Raw genomic sequence first — 18,559 nt, 5'->3', positions numbered from 1 at the left:
TCACCGGGTGAGCTTGAACTTCTGGATCTTTCCGCTCGCGGTTCGTGGCAGCGCCGGAACGACTGTGAAGCTGCGCGGGCGCTTGAAGTTGGCCAGCCGCTCCCGGCACCACGCCTCGAGCTCGTCGATGAGCGCCGACTCGTCCCCGCTCCAGGCGGGAACGGTCTGCACGAAGGCGCTGCCGACCTCGCCCATCCGCGCGTCCGGGACCCCGACGACTGCGACGTCGAAGACGGCGGGATGTTCGGACAGCACACGCTCGACCTCGGCGGGGTAGACGTTGAAGCCCCCGACCATGTAGACGTCCTTGATCCGGTCGGTGATGCGCAGGTAGCCGTCCTCGTCGACCCAGCCGACGTCACCGGTGTGCAGCCAGCCGTCCTCGTCGATGGCCTGCGCCGTGGCGACCGGGTCCTCGAAGTAGCCCGACATCACGTTGTAGCCACGCACGAGGACCTCGCCCGACTCACCGGCCGGCAGCGCCTGTCCGTCGAGACCGGCGATCCGCAACTCGGTGCCCGGGATCGCCCGCCCGCAGCTGGTCGAAATCCGCTCGAGGCCGGCGTCGGGCGGGCACACGGTCGCGGTGCCGCACGTCTCGGTCAGGCCGTAGGCGGTGATGACGTCGCGGAAGCCGAGTTCCTCGCGCATCCGGCGCAGCAGCGACACCGGCACGATCGTGGCCCCGGTGACGGCCAGGCGTACCGAGCTGAGGTCGTACGTGCCGAGGTCGGGGTGTTCGAGCAGGGAGGTGTAGACGGTGGGTGCGCCGGGGAAGACCGTGACACGTTCCTGCTCGATGAGACGCAGCACGGTCTCGACGGCGAACACCGCGACCGGAATGATCGTGGCGCGCATGAGGAGGCAGGCCAGGATGCCGGCCCGGTAGCCGAAGCTGTGGAAGAACGGGTTGACCATCAGATAGCGGTCGCCTCGCCGCAGCCCGACGAGGCGGGCCCACTCCCTGTCGACGCGAAGGTTCGAGGCGTGCGAGACCATCGCGCCCTTGGGGTAGCCGGTGGTGCCTGAGGTGAACAGGATGTCGGCCACGCTCTCCGGGGCGAGGGCGGCGATCCGTCCGTCGATGATTTCGGGGTCGACCTCGTCGGCCAGCGCGGTGAAGCCCGCCAGGGACCACACGCCGTCATCGGTCTGTTCGGGGCCGGTGGCGGACAGGTCGACGACGGTACGCACCGAGGGCAGCAGCGGCACCGGGCGGCCGATGGCCGGTGACGGCCCGTCGCCGCGCAGCGCGGCCAGGTAGTGGGCGTCCAGGAAGGCGTCGTCGAGGACGACCATCGTGGCCCGGACCTTGGCGATGACGGACCGCGCCTCCGCACCACGGAAGCGGGTGTTGACGGGGCACAGCACGCCCCCCGCTGCCAGCACGCCGAGGGCGCTGATGACCCAGTCGGCGCTGTTCGGGGCCCAGACGATGACGCGGTCCCCCGGCTCGAGACCGTGCGCGACCGCGGCCCGCGCGAACCGGGTGACGGCCGCGTCGAGCTCGGCGAAGGTCATCCGCACGTCACCGTCGACCAGGGCCTCGAGCTCGGCGGCGTCCTGCGCGGCCTGCCGCAGCAGGGCGGGGATCGTGGTCAACACGTCACTCACGCACATCTCCTCACGCGGAGCCGGTCACTTTGTCGAAACGAAGCACAGACTACCAACCAAGCGCTTGCTAGACTAGCGGTGGCGATGCCGGCGACCAGCGTCAGCGAGCCACGCCGACTCAACCGATCCGACCTCCGGCACCGACCGGTGAGGCATGTGAAGGAAGGAAACCCGGTGGCAGAGGCATACATCGTGGACGCCGTCCGCACCCCCGTCACGCGACGCGGTGGCGCGCTCGCCGACATCCACTCCGCCGACCTGGGAGCCGCCGCGCTCACCAGCCTCATGAGTTCCTCGGGGGTCGACCCCGACGCCGTCGAGGACGTCGTGTTCGGCTGCGTCGACACCATCGGCCCACAGGCCGGTGACATCGCCCGCACCGCCTGGCTCGCCGCCGGGCTCCCGCAGCACGTACCCGGCGTCACCGTGGACCGGCAGTGCGGCTCGAGCCAACAGGCGGTGCACTTCGCAGCCCAGGCCGTCATGGCCGGAGTCAACGACGTCGTCGTCGCCGGGGGTGTGCAGAACATGAGCGCCATCCCCATCTCGGCCGCGATGCTCACCGGTCAGCAGTACGGCTTCGACGACCCCTTCTCCGGGTCCGTCGGCTGGCGCAAGCGCTACGGCGACGAGCCGATCTCGCAGTTCCGCTCAGCCGAGATGATCGCCGAGAAGTGGGGCGTCAGCCGAGCGGACATGGAGCGCTTCGCCCTGCGTAGCCACGAGCGGGCCCTGCGGGCCATCGCCGAGGGCCGCTTCAGCCGCGAGATCCACGCCGTCGGCGACGTCGACACCGACACCTGTCCGCGCCCCGACACGAGCCTGGAGAAGATGGCCAGCCTCGACCCGCTGACCCCGGGCGGCCGGGTCACCGCCGCCGTGGCGAGCCAGATCTGCGACGGCGCGGCGGCCCTGCTCGTCATGAGCGAGCGGGCAGTGGCCGAGCACGGGGTGACCCCGCGCGCCCGGATCCACCACCTGTCGGTGCGCGCCGACGACCCGGTGCTGATGCTCACCGCCCCGATCCCCGCCACCGCCCACGCGCTCGAGCGCACCGGGCTGTCGATCGACGACATCAGCCTGTTCGAGATCAACGAGGCGTTCGCCTCGGTCGTGCTCGCCTGGCTCAAGGAGACGGGGGCCGACCCGGAGCGGGTCAACGTCAACGGCGGCGCGATCGCCCTGGGCCACCCGCTCGGCGCCACCGGCGCCCGGCTGATGACCACCCTGTTGCACGAGCTCGAACGCACCGGCGGCCGCTATGGCCTGCAGGCGATGTGTGAGGGCGGCGGCCAGGCCAACGTCACGATCATCGAGAGGCTCTGATGACCCACTCCCCCACGACGCCCGGCGGCGTCGACCTGACCGGCCAGGTCGCCATCGTCACCGGCGGCACCCGTGGCATCGGCGCCGAGATCACCCGCGCATTCCTCAAGGCCGGGGCGCGGGTGCTCGTGTGCGGCCGCAGCGAGCCCGAACAACTGCCCGGGATCGACGGACGCGCCGCCGTCTTCGTCCAGTCGGACGTACGCGATCCGGAGCAGGCCAAAGCCCTCGTCGCCGCGGCGGTGGAGCGGTTCGGCCGGCTCGACATCCTGGTCAACAACGCCGGCGGCGCACCGAGCGCCGACACCGCGACGGTGTCCCCCCGCTTCGTCTCGGCGGTCGTCACGCTCAACCTGCTCGCCCCGTTCTACGTCGCCCAGCAGGCCAACGAGGTCATGCAGCGTCAGGGCAGCGGCACTATCATCAACATCGGCTCGGTCGCCGGAGCCAACCCGGCCCCGGACACCGCCGCGTACGCCGCGGCCAAGGCGGGCCTGACGATGCTGACCCGCTGCCTCGGGCTCGACTTCGCCCCCGCCGTACGGGTCAACCAGGTGACGGTGGGGCTCGTACAGACCGAGCTCTCGCACCTCTACTACGGCGACGAGGCGGGGCAGGATCGTGTGGCGCGGACGATCCCCATGCGGCGGATGGCCACCCCGGCCGACATCGCCGCAGCCTGCCTGTTGCTCGTCTCGCCGCTCTCCGCTTACGTCACCGGCACCGAGATCGTCATCGACGGTGGTGGGGAGATCCCGTCGCGGCACCTGGCCGCCCAGCCGCCCGGCACCGGTCCGCTCGGCTGAGCCCGGCGGCCCACGTACGACGGAGGGGCCGCACCGGTTCGGTGCGGCCCCTCCGTCCTTCCGCTCCTGCCTGTCGTGGACTTCGGCGGCCGGCTCAGAGGCCGGCGAGCGCTGCCACCTCGGCGCGAACCGCCGTCGGAGAACCAGCCAGCAGCTGGGTCGACTTGCCGCGCTTGAAGAACAGGTGTGCGTGGTGCTCGAAGGTGAACCCGATACCGCCGTGCAACTGGATCGCCTCGGCTGCGACCGTCATCAGCGTGTCGGCGCACACGAGCTTGGCCAGTGCCGCGTCGTGCGAGCGGGTGGCGGCACCGGTGCGTAGCGTCGTGACGAGGTGGTCAGCCGTGGCCCGCGCTCCGGCGACCGCGACGGCGAGGTCGGCGCAGCGGTGCTTGAGGGCCTGGAACGACCCGATCGGGCGGCCGAACTGCTCCCGGACCTTGAGGTAGTCGACGGTGAGGTCGAGGCAGGCGCGGGCGGCGGCCGCCGATTCCAGTGCGAGCATGGCGCGCACGTGGTCCAGCAGCACCCGGGCCCCCTCGCCACCGGGGGCGTCGACCCGGCTGGCGGCGGCCCCGCGCAGGTGCACAGTGCTCAGCCGCCGGGTCTGGTCGAGCGTCATGTGCGTCCGCACGTCCACCCCGTCGGCGGCCAGGTCCACGGCGTAGACGCCGAGCTCACCACCCGGGTTCCGGGCGGTGACGAGAACGACCCGGGCGGCTTCGACCCCGGCGACGACGGTCTTCGTCCCGGTCAGCGCCCACTCGTCCCCGGCGCCGGTGGCCCGGGTGGCGGTCTGTTCGAGATCCCAGCCCGCGCCGTCCTCCGCGAGCGCAACGGCCAGGGTCAGCTGCTCGTCCACGACGCGTGCCAGCAGGGGCTCGGCGTTGGGACCGAGAGCGCGGGCGGCGAGGATCGCGGTGAGGCTCGTCGCGAGGGCGCCCGGCACGAGCCGGGCCCCGAGCTCCTCGATGACGGCGGTCGCGGCGGCCACGTCGAGGCCGAGCCCGCCGAGGTGCTCCGGTACGACGAGGCCGAGCAGGCCCAGCTCGGCCGTGAGCAACTCGTGCAGCAGCGGGTCGTAGCCCTGCTCCCCGACCATGACCTCGTGGGTTCGGCGCAGGTCGGCCTGCCCGTCGAGCACCTCGGCCACGGAGGCACGGATCTGGGCGAGATCCTCGGCCGCCTCCGTGTGCGACGTCTCGGCCACGGCACGAGGGTCGGCGTGCGATCCGGTCATCGTCCTCACCTCATCGGGGCAGGCCGAGCAGGCGCTCGGCGATGATGTTGCGCTGGATCTCGTTGGAGCCGCCGTAGATCGTGTTGGCGCGGCTGAAGAGGAAGTGGGTCTGGGCGTCGTCCAGCTCGTACCCGGGCCCGGTGAGCAGCGCCCCGGCCCCCTCGACGTCGACCGCGAGCTCGCCCAGCGAGCGGTTCCACGTGGCCCACTGGAGCTTGGAGATCGACGCCTCCAGGCCGGACAGCCCTTCACCTGCGGACGCGAGCAGCCGCACCGCCGAGTGCCGCATCACCTCGAGCCCGATGTAGGCGTCGACGAGGCGGTCACGCAGCGCCGGCTCCAGCCAGGCGCCGTTGGAGTGGGCCCGGGCGATGACGGCATCGAGGCGCCGGCGGAAGCCGATCTGCTGGCCGAGGGTGGACACGCCGCGCTCAAAGCCCAGGGTGCCCATGGCGACCTTCCAGCCCTCGCCCTCGGCGCCGACGCGATGCTCGACGGCAGCGACGGCCTCGTCGAAGAAGACCTCGTTGAACTCGCTCGTGCCGGTCAGCTGGGTGATCGGACGCACCGTCACGCCGGGCTGGTCCATCGGCACCAGCAGGTACGAAAGCCCCGCGTGGCGGGTCGAGCCGGGGTCGGTGCGGCACAGCACGAAGCACCAGTCGGCCAGGTGCGCCAGCGAGGTCCACACCTTCTGCCCGGTGATGACGTAGTGGTCGCCCCGGCGCACGGCGCGGGTGCGCACCCCGGCGAGGTCCGAGCCCGCGCCGGGCTCGGAGTAGCCCTGGCACCAGATGTCCTCGCCGCTGGTGATGCGGGGCAGGAAGCGCGCCTTCTGCTCCGGCGTGCCGAATGCGAGCAGGGTCGGGCCGAGCAGCTGCTCGGACATGTGCCCGAGCCGGCCGGGTGCGCCGGCGCGGGCGTACTCCTCGTGAAAGATGACCTGCTGGGCGAGGGTCGCGGGGCGACCGCCGTACTCGGTGGGCCAGGAGAGGCCGATCCAGCCGGCCCGGCCCAGGTGGCGCTCCCACTCGCGGCGCAGCTCGTGCGCCTCGTGCTCGCGTCCCTCACCGCCGGTGCCGACCGCCTCGGCGAACGGCCCGGTGAGGGCCTCCTGGAGCCAGCCGCGGATCTCGGCCCGGAACTGCTCGTCGCTCACCGGCGCACCGGTGGCCCGCGCTGCGTCAGCACCCATGTCAGGCACCGTAGACGGGGGTCGGCGGCTCGGAGCGGGCGATGAGGTCGGCGACCACGTCGGTGAGCTCCTCCGGCTCCCAACGGGCGCCCTTGCCGACGGCCGGCCCGTGTCGCCAGCCGTCGGCGAGCGAGACCTCGCCCCCGGCGACCTCGAAGACGGCGCCGCTGACGGCCTGCGCGGCGTCGGAGCCGAGCCAGACCACGAGGGGGGAGACGTTGGCCGGGTCCATCGCGTCGAAGCCCGTCTCGGGGGCGGCCATCGCCTCGGCGAAGACGGCCTCGGTCATCGGGGTACGGGCAGAGGGGGCGATCGCGTTGACGACGATGCCGTAGCGGGCCCACTCGGCGGCCGCGATCTGGGTCAGGGCGGCGATCCCGGCCTTGGCGGCCCCGTAGTTGCCCTGTCCGACGCTGCCCATGAGCCCCGCGCCGGAGGACGTGTTGACGACGCGCGCGGCGATCCGGCGGCCGGCCTTGGCCGCGTCCCGCCAGTAGGCGGCGGCGTGGCGCATCGGGACGAAGTGTCCCTTGAGGTCGACCCGCAGGACGAGGTCCCACTCCTGCTCGCTCATGTTGACCAGCATCCGGTCGCGGTTGATGCCGGCGTTGTTGACGAGGGTGTGCAGCCCGCCGAAGGTCTCGACCGCCTCGCGCACGAGGCGCTCGCCGTAGGCCCAGTCGCTGACGTCGCCGGTGCTGACGACCGCGCGACCGCCCAGTGCGCGGATCTCGTCGACGACGGCCTGGGCCGCCTCCCGGCTGCTGTCGATGTCGTTGACGACGACGGCGGCGCCCTGCCGGGCGAACTCAAGGGCGTGGACCCGGCCCAGCCCCTGTCCGGCTCCGGTCACGATCACCGTTCGTCCTGCGCAGAAGCCGCTCACGGCACGCCCTTTCACTCGAGGTACGGGAAGAAAACCACACCCGACACTAGCGATGCAAGCAAGCGCTTGGTAGGGTCCCGGAAACGACAGAAGGATGGCGAAAGACGTGAAAATGTTCTCGGCCCTGCAATTCCGAGACTTCCGCTTCGTACTCCTGACCCTGGTGTTGTCCCAGGCCGGCTACTGGGGCTGCAACATCGCCTTCCAGTCGGTGCTCATCGACAGCGACGCCACCCCGGCGACGATGGGGGCGCTCTTCTTCTGCCTGCTCGTGCCGTTCACGCTCTTCTCCATCCCGGCCGGGGTGCTGGCCGACGCCGTCGACCGGCGGCGGCTGCAGATCGGCGTGCTCCTGGCGACCACCGTCCTGGCCGGAGTCTGTGCGGCGACGATCGCGGCCGGGATCGTCGCCCTGCCCGTGATGCTCGCGCTCGCCTTCCTCGCCGGCACCGGAATCAGCTTCCTGTCCCCCGTGACCCAGGCACTCGTGGCCAACACCGTCCCGGCCGAGGCGCTCGGCCAGGCCGTACCGATCCAGGCTGCCGGGCTCAACCTCGCCCGCTCGATCGGCCCCGCGGTCGCCGGGCTGATCCTCGTGGCCTGGGGACCGCTGGGCACGTTCGTGATGTACGCGACGCTCACCCTCGCCGCGGCCGCCGCCGCGGTCGCGGTCCGCACCCGTCGCGTCCCGCCGGCCGTCCGGGCGGCCCGCGAGAGCCTGGTCGCGCAGGTCCGCGCGGGGATCCGGCACGCCCGCGAGCGTCCCCCGGCCGCGCTCTGCCTCGTCATCGTCGCGGTCAACGCGTTCTTCGGGTGCGCCTTCACGACCCAGCTCCCCGTCCGGGCGGCCGCGACCACGGACAACCCGGACCCGGTCTTCCCCATGCTCGTGGCGCTGACCGGGCTGGGCTCGCTCCTCGGCATCCTCGTCGTGGCCCGCCTCTCCGAGCGCATCGCCACCGTGTGGCATGCCGCTGTCACCCTCGTTCTGCTCGGCCTGAGCAACGCCCTGCTCGGGGCCGCCACGACGGTGCCCGTACTCGCGGCGGCCGCGCTGCTGTGCGGCACGTTCAGCCTCGCCGCCATGGTGACCCTGCAGACGGTGGTCCAGAAGGTCGTCGACGACGCGCAGCGCGGCCGGGTGATGAGCCTCTACTTCCTCGGCTGGGGTGGCATGCCGTTCGGCGCCCTCCTGCTCGGCGGGCTGAGCACGTGGTTCGGCTCCACGGCCGCCTTCATGCTGTACGCCGCCGCGTGCCTGGCCACGGCCGCCACGGTGCTCCTGTGGTTGCGTCGCGGACGCGCCGACCCCCTTCCCGCGACCTGACCGACCCCGGCCCGTCCCGTTGTCCGCCCCGCTCTTCCAGGAGTTCGTCGTGACCGACCATTCCTCCCCGACCGCACCCGCGGTGGCGCTGCCCGTGCCCGCCGACTTCGTCCACCGCGCCGGTGTCGCGCTCGTCACCGGCGGCACCGGCGGCCTCGGCCGGGTCGTCGCCCGCGAACTGGCGCGCCGGGGGTCGGCGGTGGCGATCACCTACCGCAGCGACGCCGACGCCGCCCGGCAGGTGATCGACGAGCTGCCGTCCGTCGCGTCCGGCACGCACTCGGCGCACCACCTCGACCTCACCGACGCCGAGGCCACCGCCGCCCTGGTGGCGGAGCTCACCGGAAGCCGCGGGCCGCTGCACACGATCGTGCACGCGGCCGGGCCGCACGTGCCCATGCGGCACCTGTCCACAGTGCGTCCCGAGCAGTTCGCCACGCAGGTCGCAAACGACACGACCGCCTTCTTCACGCTGGTCTCGGCCTGCCTCCCGGCCCTGCGTCAGAGCCGCGGCAACGTCGTGGCGATCACGACCGCGGCGACGACGCGCTATCCCGCCCGGGACGGCCTCTCCGCCGCGCCGAAGGCGGCGGTCGAGGCGCTCGTACGGGCCTTCGCCAACGAGGAGGGCCGCTTCGGCATCCGGTTCAACTGCGTCGGGCCGGGCATGCTCACCGACGGGATGGCCGAGCGGCTGATCTCCTCGGGGGACCTCGACGAACGCGCCCTGGCCGTCGCCCGGTCCTCGACTCCGCTGCGGCGGTTCGGCAGCGCCCTCGACATCGCCGAGGCCGCCTGCTTCCTGGCCAGCGACCGGGCCGGCTTCATCACCGGGCAGAAGCTCGACGTCGACGGAGGCTTCGGTGTCTGAACCGTCGCGGTCCCTTCCGGCCGGCCCGGTCGAGCTGGACGCACTGCTCGCCGAGCGGGCCGTCGAGCGTGCCCTGCTGCGCTATGCGCGCGGGATCGACCGGATGGACCGGGACCTGGCCGCGAGCGCCTTCCACCCGGACGCCCGGATCACCCTCGGCGGGACCGTGGCCGAACGGGACACGACGCTGGACATGGTCTTCGCGCTCGTGGCGCGGCGCACCATGACGATGCACTACCTGACGAACACCCTGGTCGAACTCGACCCGGCCGACCCGGACCGCGCCCGGGCCGAGACGTACGGCATCGCGTTGCAGCGCAGCACGTCCGAGCCGCCGCGCGGCAACATCATCAGCGGGTTCCGCTACGTCGACCTCGTCACCCGGCGCGCGGGCGAGTGGCGGGTTCAGGAACGCCTCACCGTCTCCGAGTGGCAACGGGTCGACGACCTCGCCGGCCAGTGGCCGATCCCCGACGCGTCGCTGCGGGGAGCCCGCGACGCCTCCGACCCGATCAGCCGCCCGTGGCCGCCCGACGGCCCGGCCCCGGACAGCGACCCCGGGCACTCCGATGAGTGACCCGCGGACTCCGGCACACGAGGCGGGCGACCGGAGGCCCGGGGCCGACGCCGGCGCGCCACGGCTCGGCTTCCGCACGGGCGACATCGTCGTCGTGACCGGGGCCGGCAGCGGGATCGGAGCAGCGACAGCGGCGGCCGCCGCGGCCCAGGGACTCGTGGTGTCCGCGTGGGACCTCGACGCCGCCGCCCTCACGGCGGTGAGCGCCGCCGTCCGCGCGGCGGGCGGGGTGGTCGACCCCCACGTGGTCGACGTCGCCGACGCCTCGGCCGTGCGCGCGGCCCTCGCCGGGACCCGCTCGGCGTACGGGCCGGTGCGCCACCTCGTCAACAACGCCGGCCCGTCCTCGGCGACCGAGCTCGACTTCGACCACGCCGTGCGGCTGTGTGTCGGCAGCGTGCGGTCGGTGACCCAGGTCTGGCTCGAACAGGCCCCGCCCGGGGCGACCCTCGTGAACACCGCCTCGGTCGCCGGCACCGTCGTGGGCACCGCCTCCGACTGGTACAGCGCGGCGAAGGCCGCGATCGTCGGCTACACCCGGCACCTGGCCGCGCACCGGGCCGACGCCGTACGGGCCAACGCGGTCGCCCCCGGCATGGTGGACACTCCGAGGCTGCAGGGCTTCGCCGGGTCCCCGGCAGGGCAGTCCGTGCTGGCCCGGGTGCCGAGCCACCGGATGGCCACGCCGGACGAGATCGCCTGGCCGATCCTCTTCCTGCTCTCGCCGCTGGCCTCGTACGTCAACGGGGCGTTGCTCGTCGTCGACGGCGGGTGGACGATCACGCAGTGAGCGCTGCCCGTGGGCGGTCAACGCGGGTCGGGGCCCGGCCCGCCGAGCATCGCCCGCATCCCGCCGTGGTTGCCGGCGACGAGGGCGGCCCGGTCCGGGCCGGAGCGCCGCGCGGCGACCTCGGCCTGCTGGCGCACGACGTGCACCGGGCCGGAGCCCAGGGCCGCCAGCCCCTGGGCGGCGACGTCGGCCGGGTCGGCCGCGCCGGTCAGGTCGAGGCCGGCACGCTCCATGGCGGGGGTGGCCGTGAGCCCCAGCACCAGGTGCAGCACGTCGACACCGACCTGCCCCAGCTCGAGCCACAGGCCCTCGGTGAAGATCCGGGTGAAGGCCTTGGCGGCGGCGTAGACGCCGATGTCGGCGTGGCCGAGGTAGCCGGCCGAGGAGCCGACGACGAGGATGCCGCCGCGGCCGCGTGCGGCGAGCCGTGCGCCGAACTCCCGGCAGAGCTCGAGCGGACGGGTGATGTTGAGATCGATGACGGCCTGGACCCGGGCGAGGTCCGCCTCGACGAAGCGGCTGCGGTAGGTGTTCGCGCCGGCGTTGAGGACGAGCAGGCCGACGTCGAGGTCGGCGACGGCCTCGACGATCCGGGCGGTCGCGTCCGCGTCGAGCAGGTCCAGGGCGAGCACGCGGCACGGGACCCCGTGCGCCCGGACCCGCTCGGCGGTCTCCCCGAGGGCCACCGGCTTGCGGGCGACGAGCACGATGCCGAGGCCGGCCCGGGCCAGCTGCTCGGCGAACGCGGCGCCGACCCCCTCGGAACCGCCGACGACCAGGGCCCAGGGCCCGTAGCGCTCGAACCGGCCGGTCCCGCCGGTGGCCTCGCTCATGCCCCGCTGTCCGTCACCGTGGCGGGCTCGTCGAACCAGTCCCACTCCCAGGGTGTGATGGTGGCCAGGGGCCCGGTGAACAGCGGGGTGGCCGTGCCGGCGAGCGCCGCGGGCGGGGCCGCCAGCGGATCCGCGGCCAGGGCACGCGTGAACTCGACCGGGTCGGCTTCGAGGTAGGTGAGCCGGATCCGCACGACGGGTCCGTCGGGACGGCTGCGGCTCGGGGCGCTGCGGAAGGTCCACACGCCGGCGACGCCGTCGCGCGCGAGCAGGTCGGGCAGCTGGGTCTCGTGCTCGAACCGGGACAGGTCGGCCACGTCGGGGCGCAGGGACGTCTCGACCCGGCTCACCTCGACGTACACCCCGCGGTGGGGCCGGAACGGCAACGCGGCGAGGGTGACGAGGGCCCGGGGGGCGACGTGGCCCTGGACGGGCCGGAACATCCGGGTCATCGGCCGTTCGGTCCAGGCCAGCTCCGGACGCCGACCCTGGTGGATCGCCCGGTCGCCGAGGTCCTTCCACTCGGGGACCGAGTCCGCGGCCGGCTCGGCGAACCAGTACATCGCCATGTACTGGCTGCCGGCGAGGGCCGGGTCGGGGTAGCTGCCGAGCCGCTCGCACGCGGGGGTACGCACCCAGCGGTCGCCGTGCACGACGCCGGGCAGGGCGAGGTTCTCGGGGCGGTGGTCGAGTTGATGCCACGCGTTGTAGTCGCGGTGGCGGGCGGGGTCGGTCACCTTCGGGAACGAGAAGAAGGCTCGGGTGGCGGTCGCTGGGGTGCTCGGGAGCATCTCGGCCCTCTTCGCGGGTCGGGGCGCTGGTGACGCACGATCGGTCCGGTGTCGCCGCCGGGCGCGGCCGGTGTTCTGGCCCTTGACCCTAGGGCAGCGCCCCTCATATGGTCAAGCAAGCGCTTGGTTGACACCGTTGTCCGCAAGAGGAGCCCCATGACCGGCAGTGACGCGGATTTCCGCGCCCGACTCGACGCTCTGATCGGCCTCACCGACCCGCCACGCCGGGCCAAGGACGCGATCACCGAAGCAGCCATCCGCATCTGGTGCGACGCCGTCGGCGACGAGAACCCCGCGTACCAGGACCCCCAGTGGGCCGCCCGCTCCGTCTGGGGCGGCATCGTTGCCCCGGCGACCTCGCTGAACATGTGGACCCTGCCGGGCAACAGGCGCAGTCACCGCCACGCCGAGAGCCTCGACCGGGTCAACGAGGTCCTCGCCACGCGCGGGTTCACCTCGGTGGCCGCGGTGCAGACGGAGCACACCCACGTACGCCCGCTGCGCCCCGGCGACCACCTGGAGCAGTTCCCCTCCATCGGCGCGGTCTCCCCCGAGAAGTCCACCCGGCTCGGCCGTGGCCACTTCGTCGACCTCGTCAGCGACTACCGCACCGTCGAGGGCGAACCGGTCGGGCGGGTCGTCCTGCGGATGCTGCGCTGGAACCCGGCGACCCGGACCGAGGTCCCGGCGACGACCGGGGACCGCCTCGCCCGCCCCGTACGCCCGGCCACTGCCGCCCCGATCGACCTGCCGCCCGCCGGCACCACCGGCACCCTGACCGCGCACCTGCAACCCGGCTACGCCGCCGACCCCCTCGACGAGCGGCCCTACCTCGTCGGCAGCGCCGAACTCGCCGACGGGACCCGCTTCAGCGGAGACGTCGCGTACCTGCGCCCCGACCTCGTGCACGACGGCATGCCGGTCGTCGTGGCGCACCGACGCACCCGCGACGGCCAGATCCTGCCGGTGCTCACCGCCCCCCGGCCCGAACGCCGCACGAGCACCCGTACCGCGGCCGAGGTGAGCATCGGGCAACGCCTCGCCCCCTGGCCGGTCCCCGTCACCCAGCTGTCCATCGCGGCGCTGGCGACCGCGACCTTCGACTTCAACGACGTGCACCTCGACCGCGACGCGGCCCTCGAACGAGGCGCCCGCGACGTCTACATGAACATCCTCGGCTCCAGTGCCCTGGTCAACTGCTACCTCACCGACTGGGCCGGACCGGAGGCTCGCGTCGTCGACTTCCGCACCCGCCTCGCCGCGCAGAACCACCCCGGCGACACCTGCACCCTCGACGGCGTCGTCACCGGCCTGAGGCCGGCGCACGGGGGAACGCAGGTCACCGTCGACGTCCGCGGCACCAACAGCCTCGGCGACCACGTCATCGCCTCCGCCACCATCGCCCTGCCCTGAGAGGAATCGCGTGCTCGCCAGCTACGTCGTCGACTCCGGATCCCCCGACAGCCTGCGTCTCGGCCGGCTCGAGGCCCCGACGCCCGGCCCCGGTCACGTGCTCATGCGGGTCCAGGCAGCCAGCCTGGACCGGGTCGACACCTACATCCGTCGCGGCACCCACGGGATGGCGGTCACCGGCCCGACGATCCTCGGCCGGGACGTCGCCGGCACCGTCGTGGCGACCGGTGCCGGCGTCACCGGCTTCACTCCCGGCGACGCGGTCGTCGGGCTGACCACCGGCACCCACGCCGAGTACGCCGTCGTCCCGGCCACGCACTGCTTCCCGCGACCGGCCGCGCTCGACGCCGTCCACGCCGCGGCGGTGCCCACCGCCGGACGCACCGCCTACGACGCGGTCGTCAACCTCGCCGGCGTACGCCCCGGCGAACGGGTCCTCGTCGTCGCCGCCGCGGGCGCCGTCGGCACCTTCGCCGTCCAGTACGCCCACCACCTGGGCGCGCGCGTCTTCGGCACCAGCGCCCCGGCGAAGGCCGACGCGGTACGCGCCCTCGGCGCTCTCGACGTCGTGGACCACTACCGTCCCGACGTCGTCGAGTCCCTGCGTGCCGCCCTGCCCGGCGGCGAGGTGGACGTCATCGTCGAGTCGGTCGGCGGCACCCTCTGGTCCGACGTGCTCAAGGTCCTCGCCCCCGGCGGTCGGCTGGTCACCTGCGGCGTCACCGCCGACAGCCACGCCCACCTGCACCTGGGTCGCCTCATGGTCAAGGGCTGGACGTTGCGCGGGATCGGCCGGCCCGGTCCCGAGGCGGTGGCCTGTCAGCTACGCGAGGCCCTCACCCTCTCGGCCGTGGCCGCCGCCCCCGCGATCGCCGCGACGTACCCGCTCGAGCAGGCCACTGTCGCGCACGACCGGCTGGAGGCGTCCGAGTTCGTCGGGCGGATCGTCCTCACGACCAGCTGAGCCGCTCAGGTGAGCGACTCCCCCGAGACGGCGGTCAGGACGACGAGCGGGATCTGCCGCCCGAAGCCCGCAGCCCGTTCGGCGTAGCGTCCCACGTTCGGCTTGCGCGCCACGACGTGCGCGAACAGGTCCGGGTCGCGCTCGCCGTCGGTCACCCGCGCCCGGACCGGGATCGTCCTGCGCCGCAGGACGATCCAGCAGAGTTCGTGATGACGCGCGTTGACCACCCAGGCCGGGTCCTTGGGGCCGCCCCCCTTGGAGCCGACGACCACCAGATCTTTTCCGTACGGCACGTAGGGCAGCGCCGCGTCACGCAGCTCCCCGGAACGACGGCCCACAGTCGTCAGCAGCAGCGTGGGGTGGTAGGGAAACCTGCCCGCCAGCGCGTACTGCAACGACACGAGCGAGAAGCCGGTCCGTCGCACGAGAAACCGGTCGAACGCCATCCCGCGCGGCCCGCGGATGACGATCAGCCACGACCGGCCGTACGAGGCGAACGACCTCGTCTCCGAGCCGATCCGGTCCCGTCGGCTCATCGCGCGCGCGCCAGCAGCGGTGACAGCGTCTCGGCGACGTCGGCGACGTCGTCGATGCCCCGGACCACCTCGACGAGCTGCTCCTGCGCGCCCGCGTCGAGGATCCCGTCGCAGAACGAGGCCAGCTTGCCGGCCACGAAGTCCCAGTCCGCCCGCGTCGTGTCGTCCCACGGGTCGCCCTGGGCGAAGTCCGACTCGACGACGTACTCCCGGCCACCGGCCCGGATCGTCAGGGCGCCGCGCGTCCGGCGGATCTGGCCACCCGGGTGTTCCCTGAGGTCGGCCTCCCACTCCGCGTCGAGCACCGGGTCGGGCGCCGTCGTGATCCGGCGCGCCAGGTCCCACACCGCCGGGTCGGCCAGCCGCTCGGGGTCGTACCACTGCGGTCCCGGGGCGTGCCCGAGCAACGCCAGCGCCGCGGCGTACGGCATGTTGAAGGCACCGTCCAAAGGCGCGACGACAGTGTCCGGGATCTGCGGGGCCGGCTCCCGGAACTGCAACGTCCGGTAGGCCGCCGGGCTCAGCCGGATCTCCATGGACTCGATCTGCGACACCGGCACCCCGTGGGTGCTCGGGAACGCGCGGATCGCGTCGAGCGCCGCGTGGGTGAAACGGCACGTCGGGTACGGCTTGAGCGACGTCTCGCTGATCCACCACTTCGACCCCAGGCCGGCGACCATCTCGTGCCGCTCGCCGCCGAGGAAGCCCATCGCCTCGATGAAGCCCGGGGTGTGGTCCAGCACGTCCAGGTCGCCGGTGTAGCCCTCCTCGGCCAGCGCCGCGCCGAGCATCCCGGCGTGCGCGATCGCGCCGTACGGGCCGTACTTGAACGCGTTGAACGAGCGCCGCTCGGCCATGTAGGAGTTCTTCGCCGGCGGGGCCAGCCAGGCGACCAGGCCGAGCGCGTGGGCCAGCCGCTCCGGCTCCCAGCCGCCGACGACCGCGCATGCCGCGGCCGCGCCCATCGAGGCGTACCCGTGCGACGACAGCGGCGACCAGCGGAACTGGCCGTCCTCGAAGGCCATGAGCGAGGTCGACAGGTTCAGCCGCGCGTTGATCTCGAAGGCGATGATGCTCGCGCGCAACAGGCTCGCCCCGTCGGCGTGCAGCCGCTCGGCCTCCGCCAGCCCGGCCGCGACGCCGAACACCGCGAAGTGCGCCGAGTTGAAGAAGGTGTCGTCCGCGTCCAGCGCGTTCATCATGTCCGCGTTGGCGTGCGCGGCGTTGATCGCCGCGACCCGCTGCCCCAGCCCGAACACCGTCGCCTCGGCCGGGCCGCCGAACCGGGCGGCGACCTGCTGGACCATGCGGCTGCGCCGCAGCCGCACCGCCGCCAGCCCGCAGACGAGCGAGTCGAGCAGGACGAGCTTGCCGTAGTCGCGTACCGACTCGGGGATCTCCTCGTCGCGCGTCGTCGCGAACTGCGCCAGCAGCTGCGTCCGGGTCGGTCCCGTCGTACCGGTCACCGCTCAGCCCACCTTTCCCGGCGCGACGAGCCGGTTGCCCTGCGCGTCGCGCGGCAGCGGCACGGGGATCGCCGCGAGCAGCTTCTTCGTGTACTCCTGCCGCGGGTTGGCGAAGATCTGGTCCGTCGTGTCCGTCTCCACGACCTCTCCGGAGGCCATCACCATGACCCGGTCGGCGATGACCTCGACGAGAGCCAGGTCGTGACAGACGAACAGGTACGCCAGACCCAGCTCCTCCTGCAGGTCCCGGAGCAGGTTGAGCACCTGCGCCCGCACCGACACGTCAAGCGCCGCGACCGGCTCGTCGCACACGATGAGGCTCGGCTTCATCGTCAACGCCCGTGCGATCGCGACGCGCTGCAACTGACCGCCGGACAGCTCGGCCGGATAGCGCTCCAGGTAGCGCGAACCGATGCCGACCTTGTCGAGCAGCTCGACGGCCTCCTTCTCCCGCGTGACCCGGCCCTTGTCGGTGTGCACGAGGAGAGGCTCGGCGACCGCGTCCTTGATCGTCATCCGCGGGTCGAGCGAGCTGTACGGGTCCTGGAAGATCATCTGCATCCGCTGGCGCAGCGCGCGCAGCTGCTTCGGCTTCGTGGCCAGCACGTCGATCCCGTCGAAGGTCACCGAGCCGGAGTTCGGCTCGATGAGACGCAGCACCATGCGCCCGACAGTCGACTTGCCCGCGCCGGACTCGCCGACGACCGCGAGGCACTCACCGCGCTCCAGGGTGAAGCTCACCCCCTTGACCGCGTGCACCATCTTCGTACGCCGGCCGAGCCAGTCCCGACCGGAACTGAACGACTTCGTGAGGTTCTCGACTTCGAGCAGGCTCATCAGACCGTCACTCCATCCAGAGAGAGCTCCGCGGCCCGCACGCACCGCGCATGGTGCTCGGCGGCGCCGTCGAGCCGGAGCAGGTCGGGGTGGGCCACGTCGCACCGCCCCGGCACGGCGAACTCGCACCGGCTGATGAACCGGCACCCGTGCGGCCAGGCGCCCGGGGCCGGGATGCCACCGGGGATCGCGCGCAGCCGCCTGTCGGTGCTCAGGCCCGGCTTCGGGATCGAGCCGATCAGGCCGGACGTGTAGGGGTGCCGCGGGTTGAAGAACAGCTGCTCGGAGGGCGCGTTCTCGGCCACCTCGCCGGCGTACATGACCACGACCTCCCGGCACAGCTCGGCCACCACCGCGAGGTCGTGGCTGACGAACAGGAGCGCCACCCCGGTCTGCTCCTGCAGGTCGCGCAGCAGCTCGAGGATCCGTTCCTGCACCGTCACGTCGAGCGCCGTCGTCGGCTCGTCGGCGATCAGCAGGCGCGGGTTGCACGCCATGACCATCGCGATCATGACGCGCTGGCACATCCCGCCGGAGAACGCGTGCGGGTAGTCGTCGACCCGCTGCGCCGCCCGTGGGATCTGCACCATCTCGAGCATCTCGACGGCGCGGGCCCGGGCCTGCCTGCGGCTCATGCCCAGGTGCTTGCGCACCGACTCCGCGATCTGGTCCCCGACTGTGTATGCCGGGTTCAGGCTGCGGATCGGTTGTTGGAAGATCATGCCCATGCCCGGTCCGCGCAGGTCCCGCCACTGCTTCTGGGTGCCCGCGGTGAGATCCACGCCGTCGAAGACGACCCGCCCCGAGGCGATCCGCCCTCCGGTCGCCCCGGTCAGGCCCATCACCGCGATGGAGGTCACCGTCTTGCCCGACCCGGACTCGCCGACCAGGGCCATCGACCCGCCCGGCTTGAGCGAGAACGAGACGTCCTGGACGGTCGTCTGCCACCCACCCGAGGGCGAGGGGAACTCGACGTTGAGATTCTCCACGCGCAGCAGGTCCGCCGCCCCGCCGGTGGCGTCGGTCCTGGTGCCGGCGGTCCCGCCGGACGCCGTTTCACGTGCCATGTCAGCTCCTGGTGGTTGCC

At 72.8% G+C, this 18,559-nt stretch carries 18 protein-coding genes; 8 read left to right on the top strand and 10 right to left on the bottom strand.

Going from position 1 to position 18,559, the window contains the following annotated elements; all coding sequences use genetic code 11:
- Positions 1–1,605 carry a FadD3 family acyl-CoA ligase gene (locus tag FHU28_RS16260; protein WP_311773701.1) on the bottom strand — a complete coding sequence of 535 codons (1,605 nt, stop codon included), beginning with the start codon at positions 1,603–1,605 and terminating at the stop codon, positions 1–3.
- Between the two features lie 183 nt (positions 1,606–1,788).
- On the opposite strand from FHU28_RS16260, the gene FHU28_RS16255 reads away from it, so the two are divergent.
- Together FHU28_RS16255 and FHU28_RS16250 are read left to right on the top strand one after the other, a co-directional pair.
- A complete protein-coding gene (locus FHU28_RS16255; RefSeq protein ID WP_184685070.1) occupies positions 1,789–2,940 on the top strand; it encodes an acetyl-CoA C-acetyltransferase in 1,152 nt (383 codons plus the stop codon).
- The gene (locus FHU28_RS16250) at positions 2,940–3,746 is read left to right on the top strand and encodes an SDR family oxidoreductase (protein ID WP_184685068.1); all 807 of its coding nucleotides are present in this window, start codon (positions 2,940–2,942) and stop codon (positions 3,744–3,746) included. The genes FHU28_RS16255 and FHU28_RS16250 overlap by 1 nt, the downstream gene beginning before the upstream one ends.
- 94 nt (positions 3,747–3,840) lie before the next feature.
- On the opposite strand, the gene FHU28_RS16245 is transcribed toward FHU28_RS16250, so the two are convergent.
- Genes FHU28_RS16245 through FHU28_RS16235 form a run of 3 tightly spaced genes read right to left on the bottom strand, consistent with a single transcriptional unit; the run spans position 3,841 to position 7,067 of the window.
- Complete coding sequence (locus FHU28_RS16245; protein WP_184685066.1) at positions 3,841–4,986, bottom strand: acyl-CoA dehydrogenase family protein; 1,146 nt, start codon at positions 4,984–4,986, stop codon at positions 3,841–3,843.
- Positions 4,987–4,996: 10 nt separating this feature from the next.
- Positions 4,997–6,145 carry an acyl-CoA dehydrogenase family protein gene (locus FHU28_RS16240; protein WP_311773700.1) on the bottom strand — a complete coding sequence of 383 codons (1,149 nt, stop codon included), beginning with the start codon at positions 6,143–6,145 and terminating at the stop codon, positions 4,997–4,999.
- Between the two features lie 37 nt (positions 6,146–6,182).
- Positions 6,183–7,067 (bottom strand): SDR family oxidoreductase, encoded by an 885-nt coding sequence (locus FHU28_RS16235; protein WP_184685062.1) that lies wholly within the window; start codon positions 7,065–7,067, stop codon positions 6,183–6,185.
- 112 nt (positions 7,068–7,179) lie between these two features.
- Here FHU28_RS16235 and FHU28_RS16230 point away from each other — a divergent pair, with 112 nt between their 5' ends.
- Genes FHU28_RS16230 through FHU28_RS16215 form a run of 4 tightly spaced genes read left to right on the top strand, consistent with a single transcriptional unit; the run spans position 7,180 to position 10,632 of the window.
- Positions 7,180–8,394, top strand: a complete 1,215-nt coding sequence (locus FHU28_RS16230) for an MFS transporter (protein ID WP_260413474.1) — start codon at positions 7,180–7,182, stop codon at positions 8,392–8,394.
- Between the two features lie 49 nt (positions 8,395–8,443).
- Positions 8,444–9,265, top strand: coding sequence for an SDR family NAD(P)-dependent oxidoreductase (locus tag FHU28_RS16225; RefSeq protein ID WP_221453216.1), 822 nt, complete (start codon positions 8,444–8,446; stop codon positions 9,263–9,265).
- A complete protein-coding gene (locus FHU28_RS16220) occupies positions 9,258–9,842 on the top strand; it encodes a nuclear transport factor 2 family protein (protein WP_184685058.1) in 585 nt (194 codons plus the stop codon). Before FHU28_RS16225 ends, FHU28_RS16220 begins: the two co-directional genes overlap by 8 nt.
- Positions 9,835–10,632, top strand: coding sequence for an SDR family NAD(P)-dependent oxidoreductase (locus FHU28_RS16215; protein ID WP_184685056.1), 798 nt, complete (start codon positions 9,835–9,837; stop codon positions 10,630–10,632). Before FHU28_RS16220 ends, FHU28_RS16215 begins: the two co-directional genes overlap by 8 nt.
- A 17-nt stretch (positions 10,633–10,649) precedes the next feature.
- Here FHU28_RS16215 and FHU28_RS16210 read toward each other — a convergent pair whose 3' ends face one another.
- The gene (locus FHU28_RS16210; RefSeq protein ID WP_184685054.1) at positions 10,650–11,465 is read right to left on the bottom strand and encodes an SDR family NAD(P)-dependent oxidoreductase; all 816 of its coding nucleotides are present in this window, start codon (positions 11,463–11,465) and stop codon (positions 10,650–10,652) included.
- The gene (locus FHU28_RS16205) at positions 11,462–12,256 is read right to left on the bottom strand and encodes a hypothetical protein (protein ID WP_184685052.1); all 795 of its coding nucleotides are present in this window, start codon (positions 12,254–12,256) and stop codon (positions 11,462–11,464) included. Before FHU28_RS16205 ends, FHU28_RS16210 begins: the two co-directional genes overlap by 4 nt.
- A 156-nt stretch (positions 12,257–12,412) precedes the next feature.
- Between FHU28_RS16205 and FHU28_RS16200 the strand changes: the two genes are divergently transcribed.
- Complete coding sequence (locus FHU28_RS16200; protein ID WP_184685050.1) at positions 12,413–13,669, top strand: FAS1-like dehydratase domain-containing protein; 1,257 nt, start codon at positions 12,413–12,415, stop codon at positions 13,667–13,669.
- A gap of 10 nt (positions 13,670–13,679) precedes the next feature.
- Positions 13,680–14,633 (top strand): quinone oxidoreductase family protein, encoded by a 954-nt coding sequence (locus FHU28_RS16195; protein WP_184685048.1) that lies wholly within the window; start codon positions 13,680–13,682, stop codon positions 14,631–14,633.
- Positions 14,634–14,638: 5 nt separating this feature from the next.
- Here FHU28_RS16195 and FHU28_RS16190 read toward each other — a convergent pair whose 3' ends face one another.
- The 4 genes from FHU28_RS16190 to FHU28_RS16175 are packed head-to-tail and all read right to left on the bottom strand — an operon-like array spanning position 14,639 to position 18,539.
- Positions 14,639–15,169 (bottom strand): nitroreductase/quinone reductase family protein, encoded by a 531-nt coding sequence (locus FHU28_RS16190; RefSeq protein WP_184685046.1) that lies wholly within the window; start codon positions 15,167–15,169, stop codon positions 14,639–14,641.
- Positions 15,166–16,635, bottom strand: a complete 1,470-nt coding sequence (locus FHU28_RS16185; protein ID WP_184685044.1) for an MmgE/PrpD family protein — start codon at positions 16,633–16,635, stop codon at positions 15,166–15,168. The genes FHU28_RS16190 and FHU28_RS16185 overlap by 4 nt, the downstream gene beginning before the upstream one ends.
- A gap of 3 nt (positions 16,636–16,638) precedes the next feature.
- Entirely contained in the window at positions 16,639–17,472 is an 834-nt protein-coding gene (locus FHU28_RS16180; RefSeq protein WP_184685042.1) for an ATP-binding cassette domain-containing protein, read from the bottom strand.
- A complete protein-coding gene (locus tag FHU28_RS16175) occupies positions 17,472–18,539 on the bottom strand; it encodes an ABC transporter ATP-binding protein (RefSeq protein WP_184685040.1) in 1,068 nt (355 codons plus the stop codon). The genes FHU28_RS16180 and FHU28_RS16175 overlap by 1 nt, the downstream gene beginning before the upstream one ends.
- Positions 18,540–18,559 lie beyond the last annotated feature (20 nt).

It is taken from the genome of Micromonospora echinospora (assembly GCF_014203425.1).
GTDB lineage: Bacteria > Actinomycetota > Actinomycetes > Mycobacteriales > Micromonosporaceae > Micromonospora > Micromonospora echinospora_A.
This window is presented reverse-complemented; position numbering and strand designations above follow the sequence as displayed.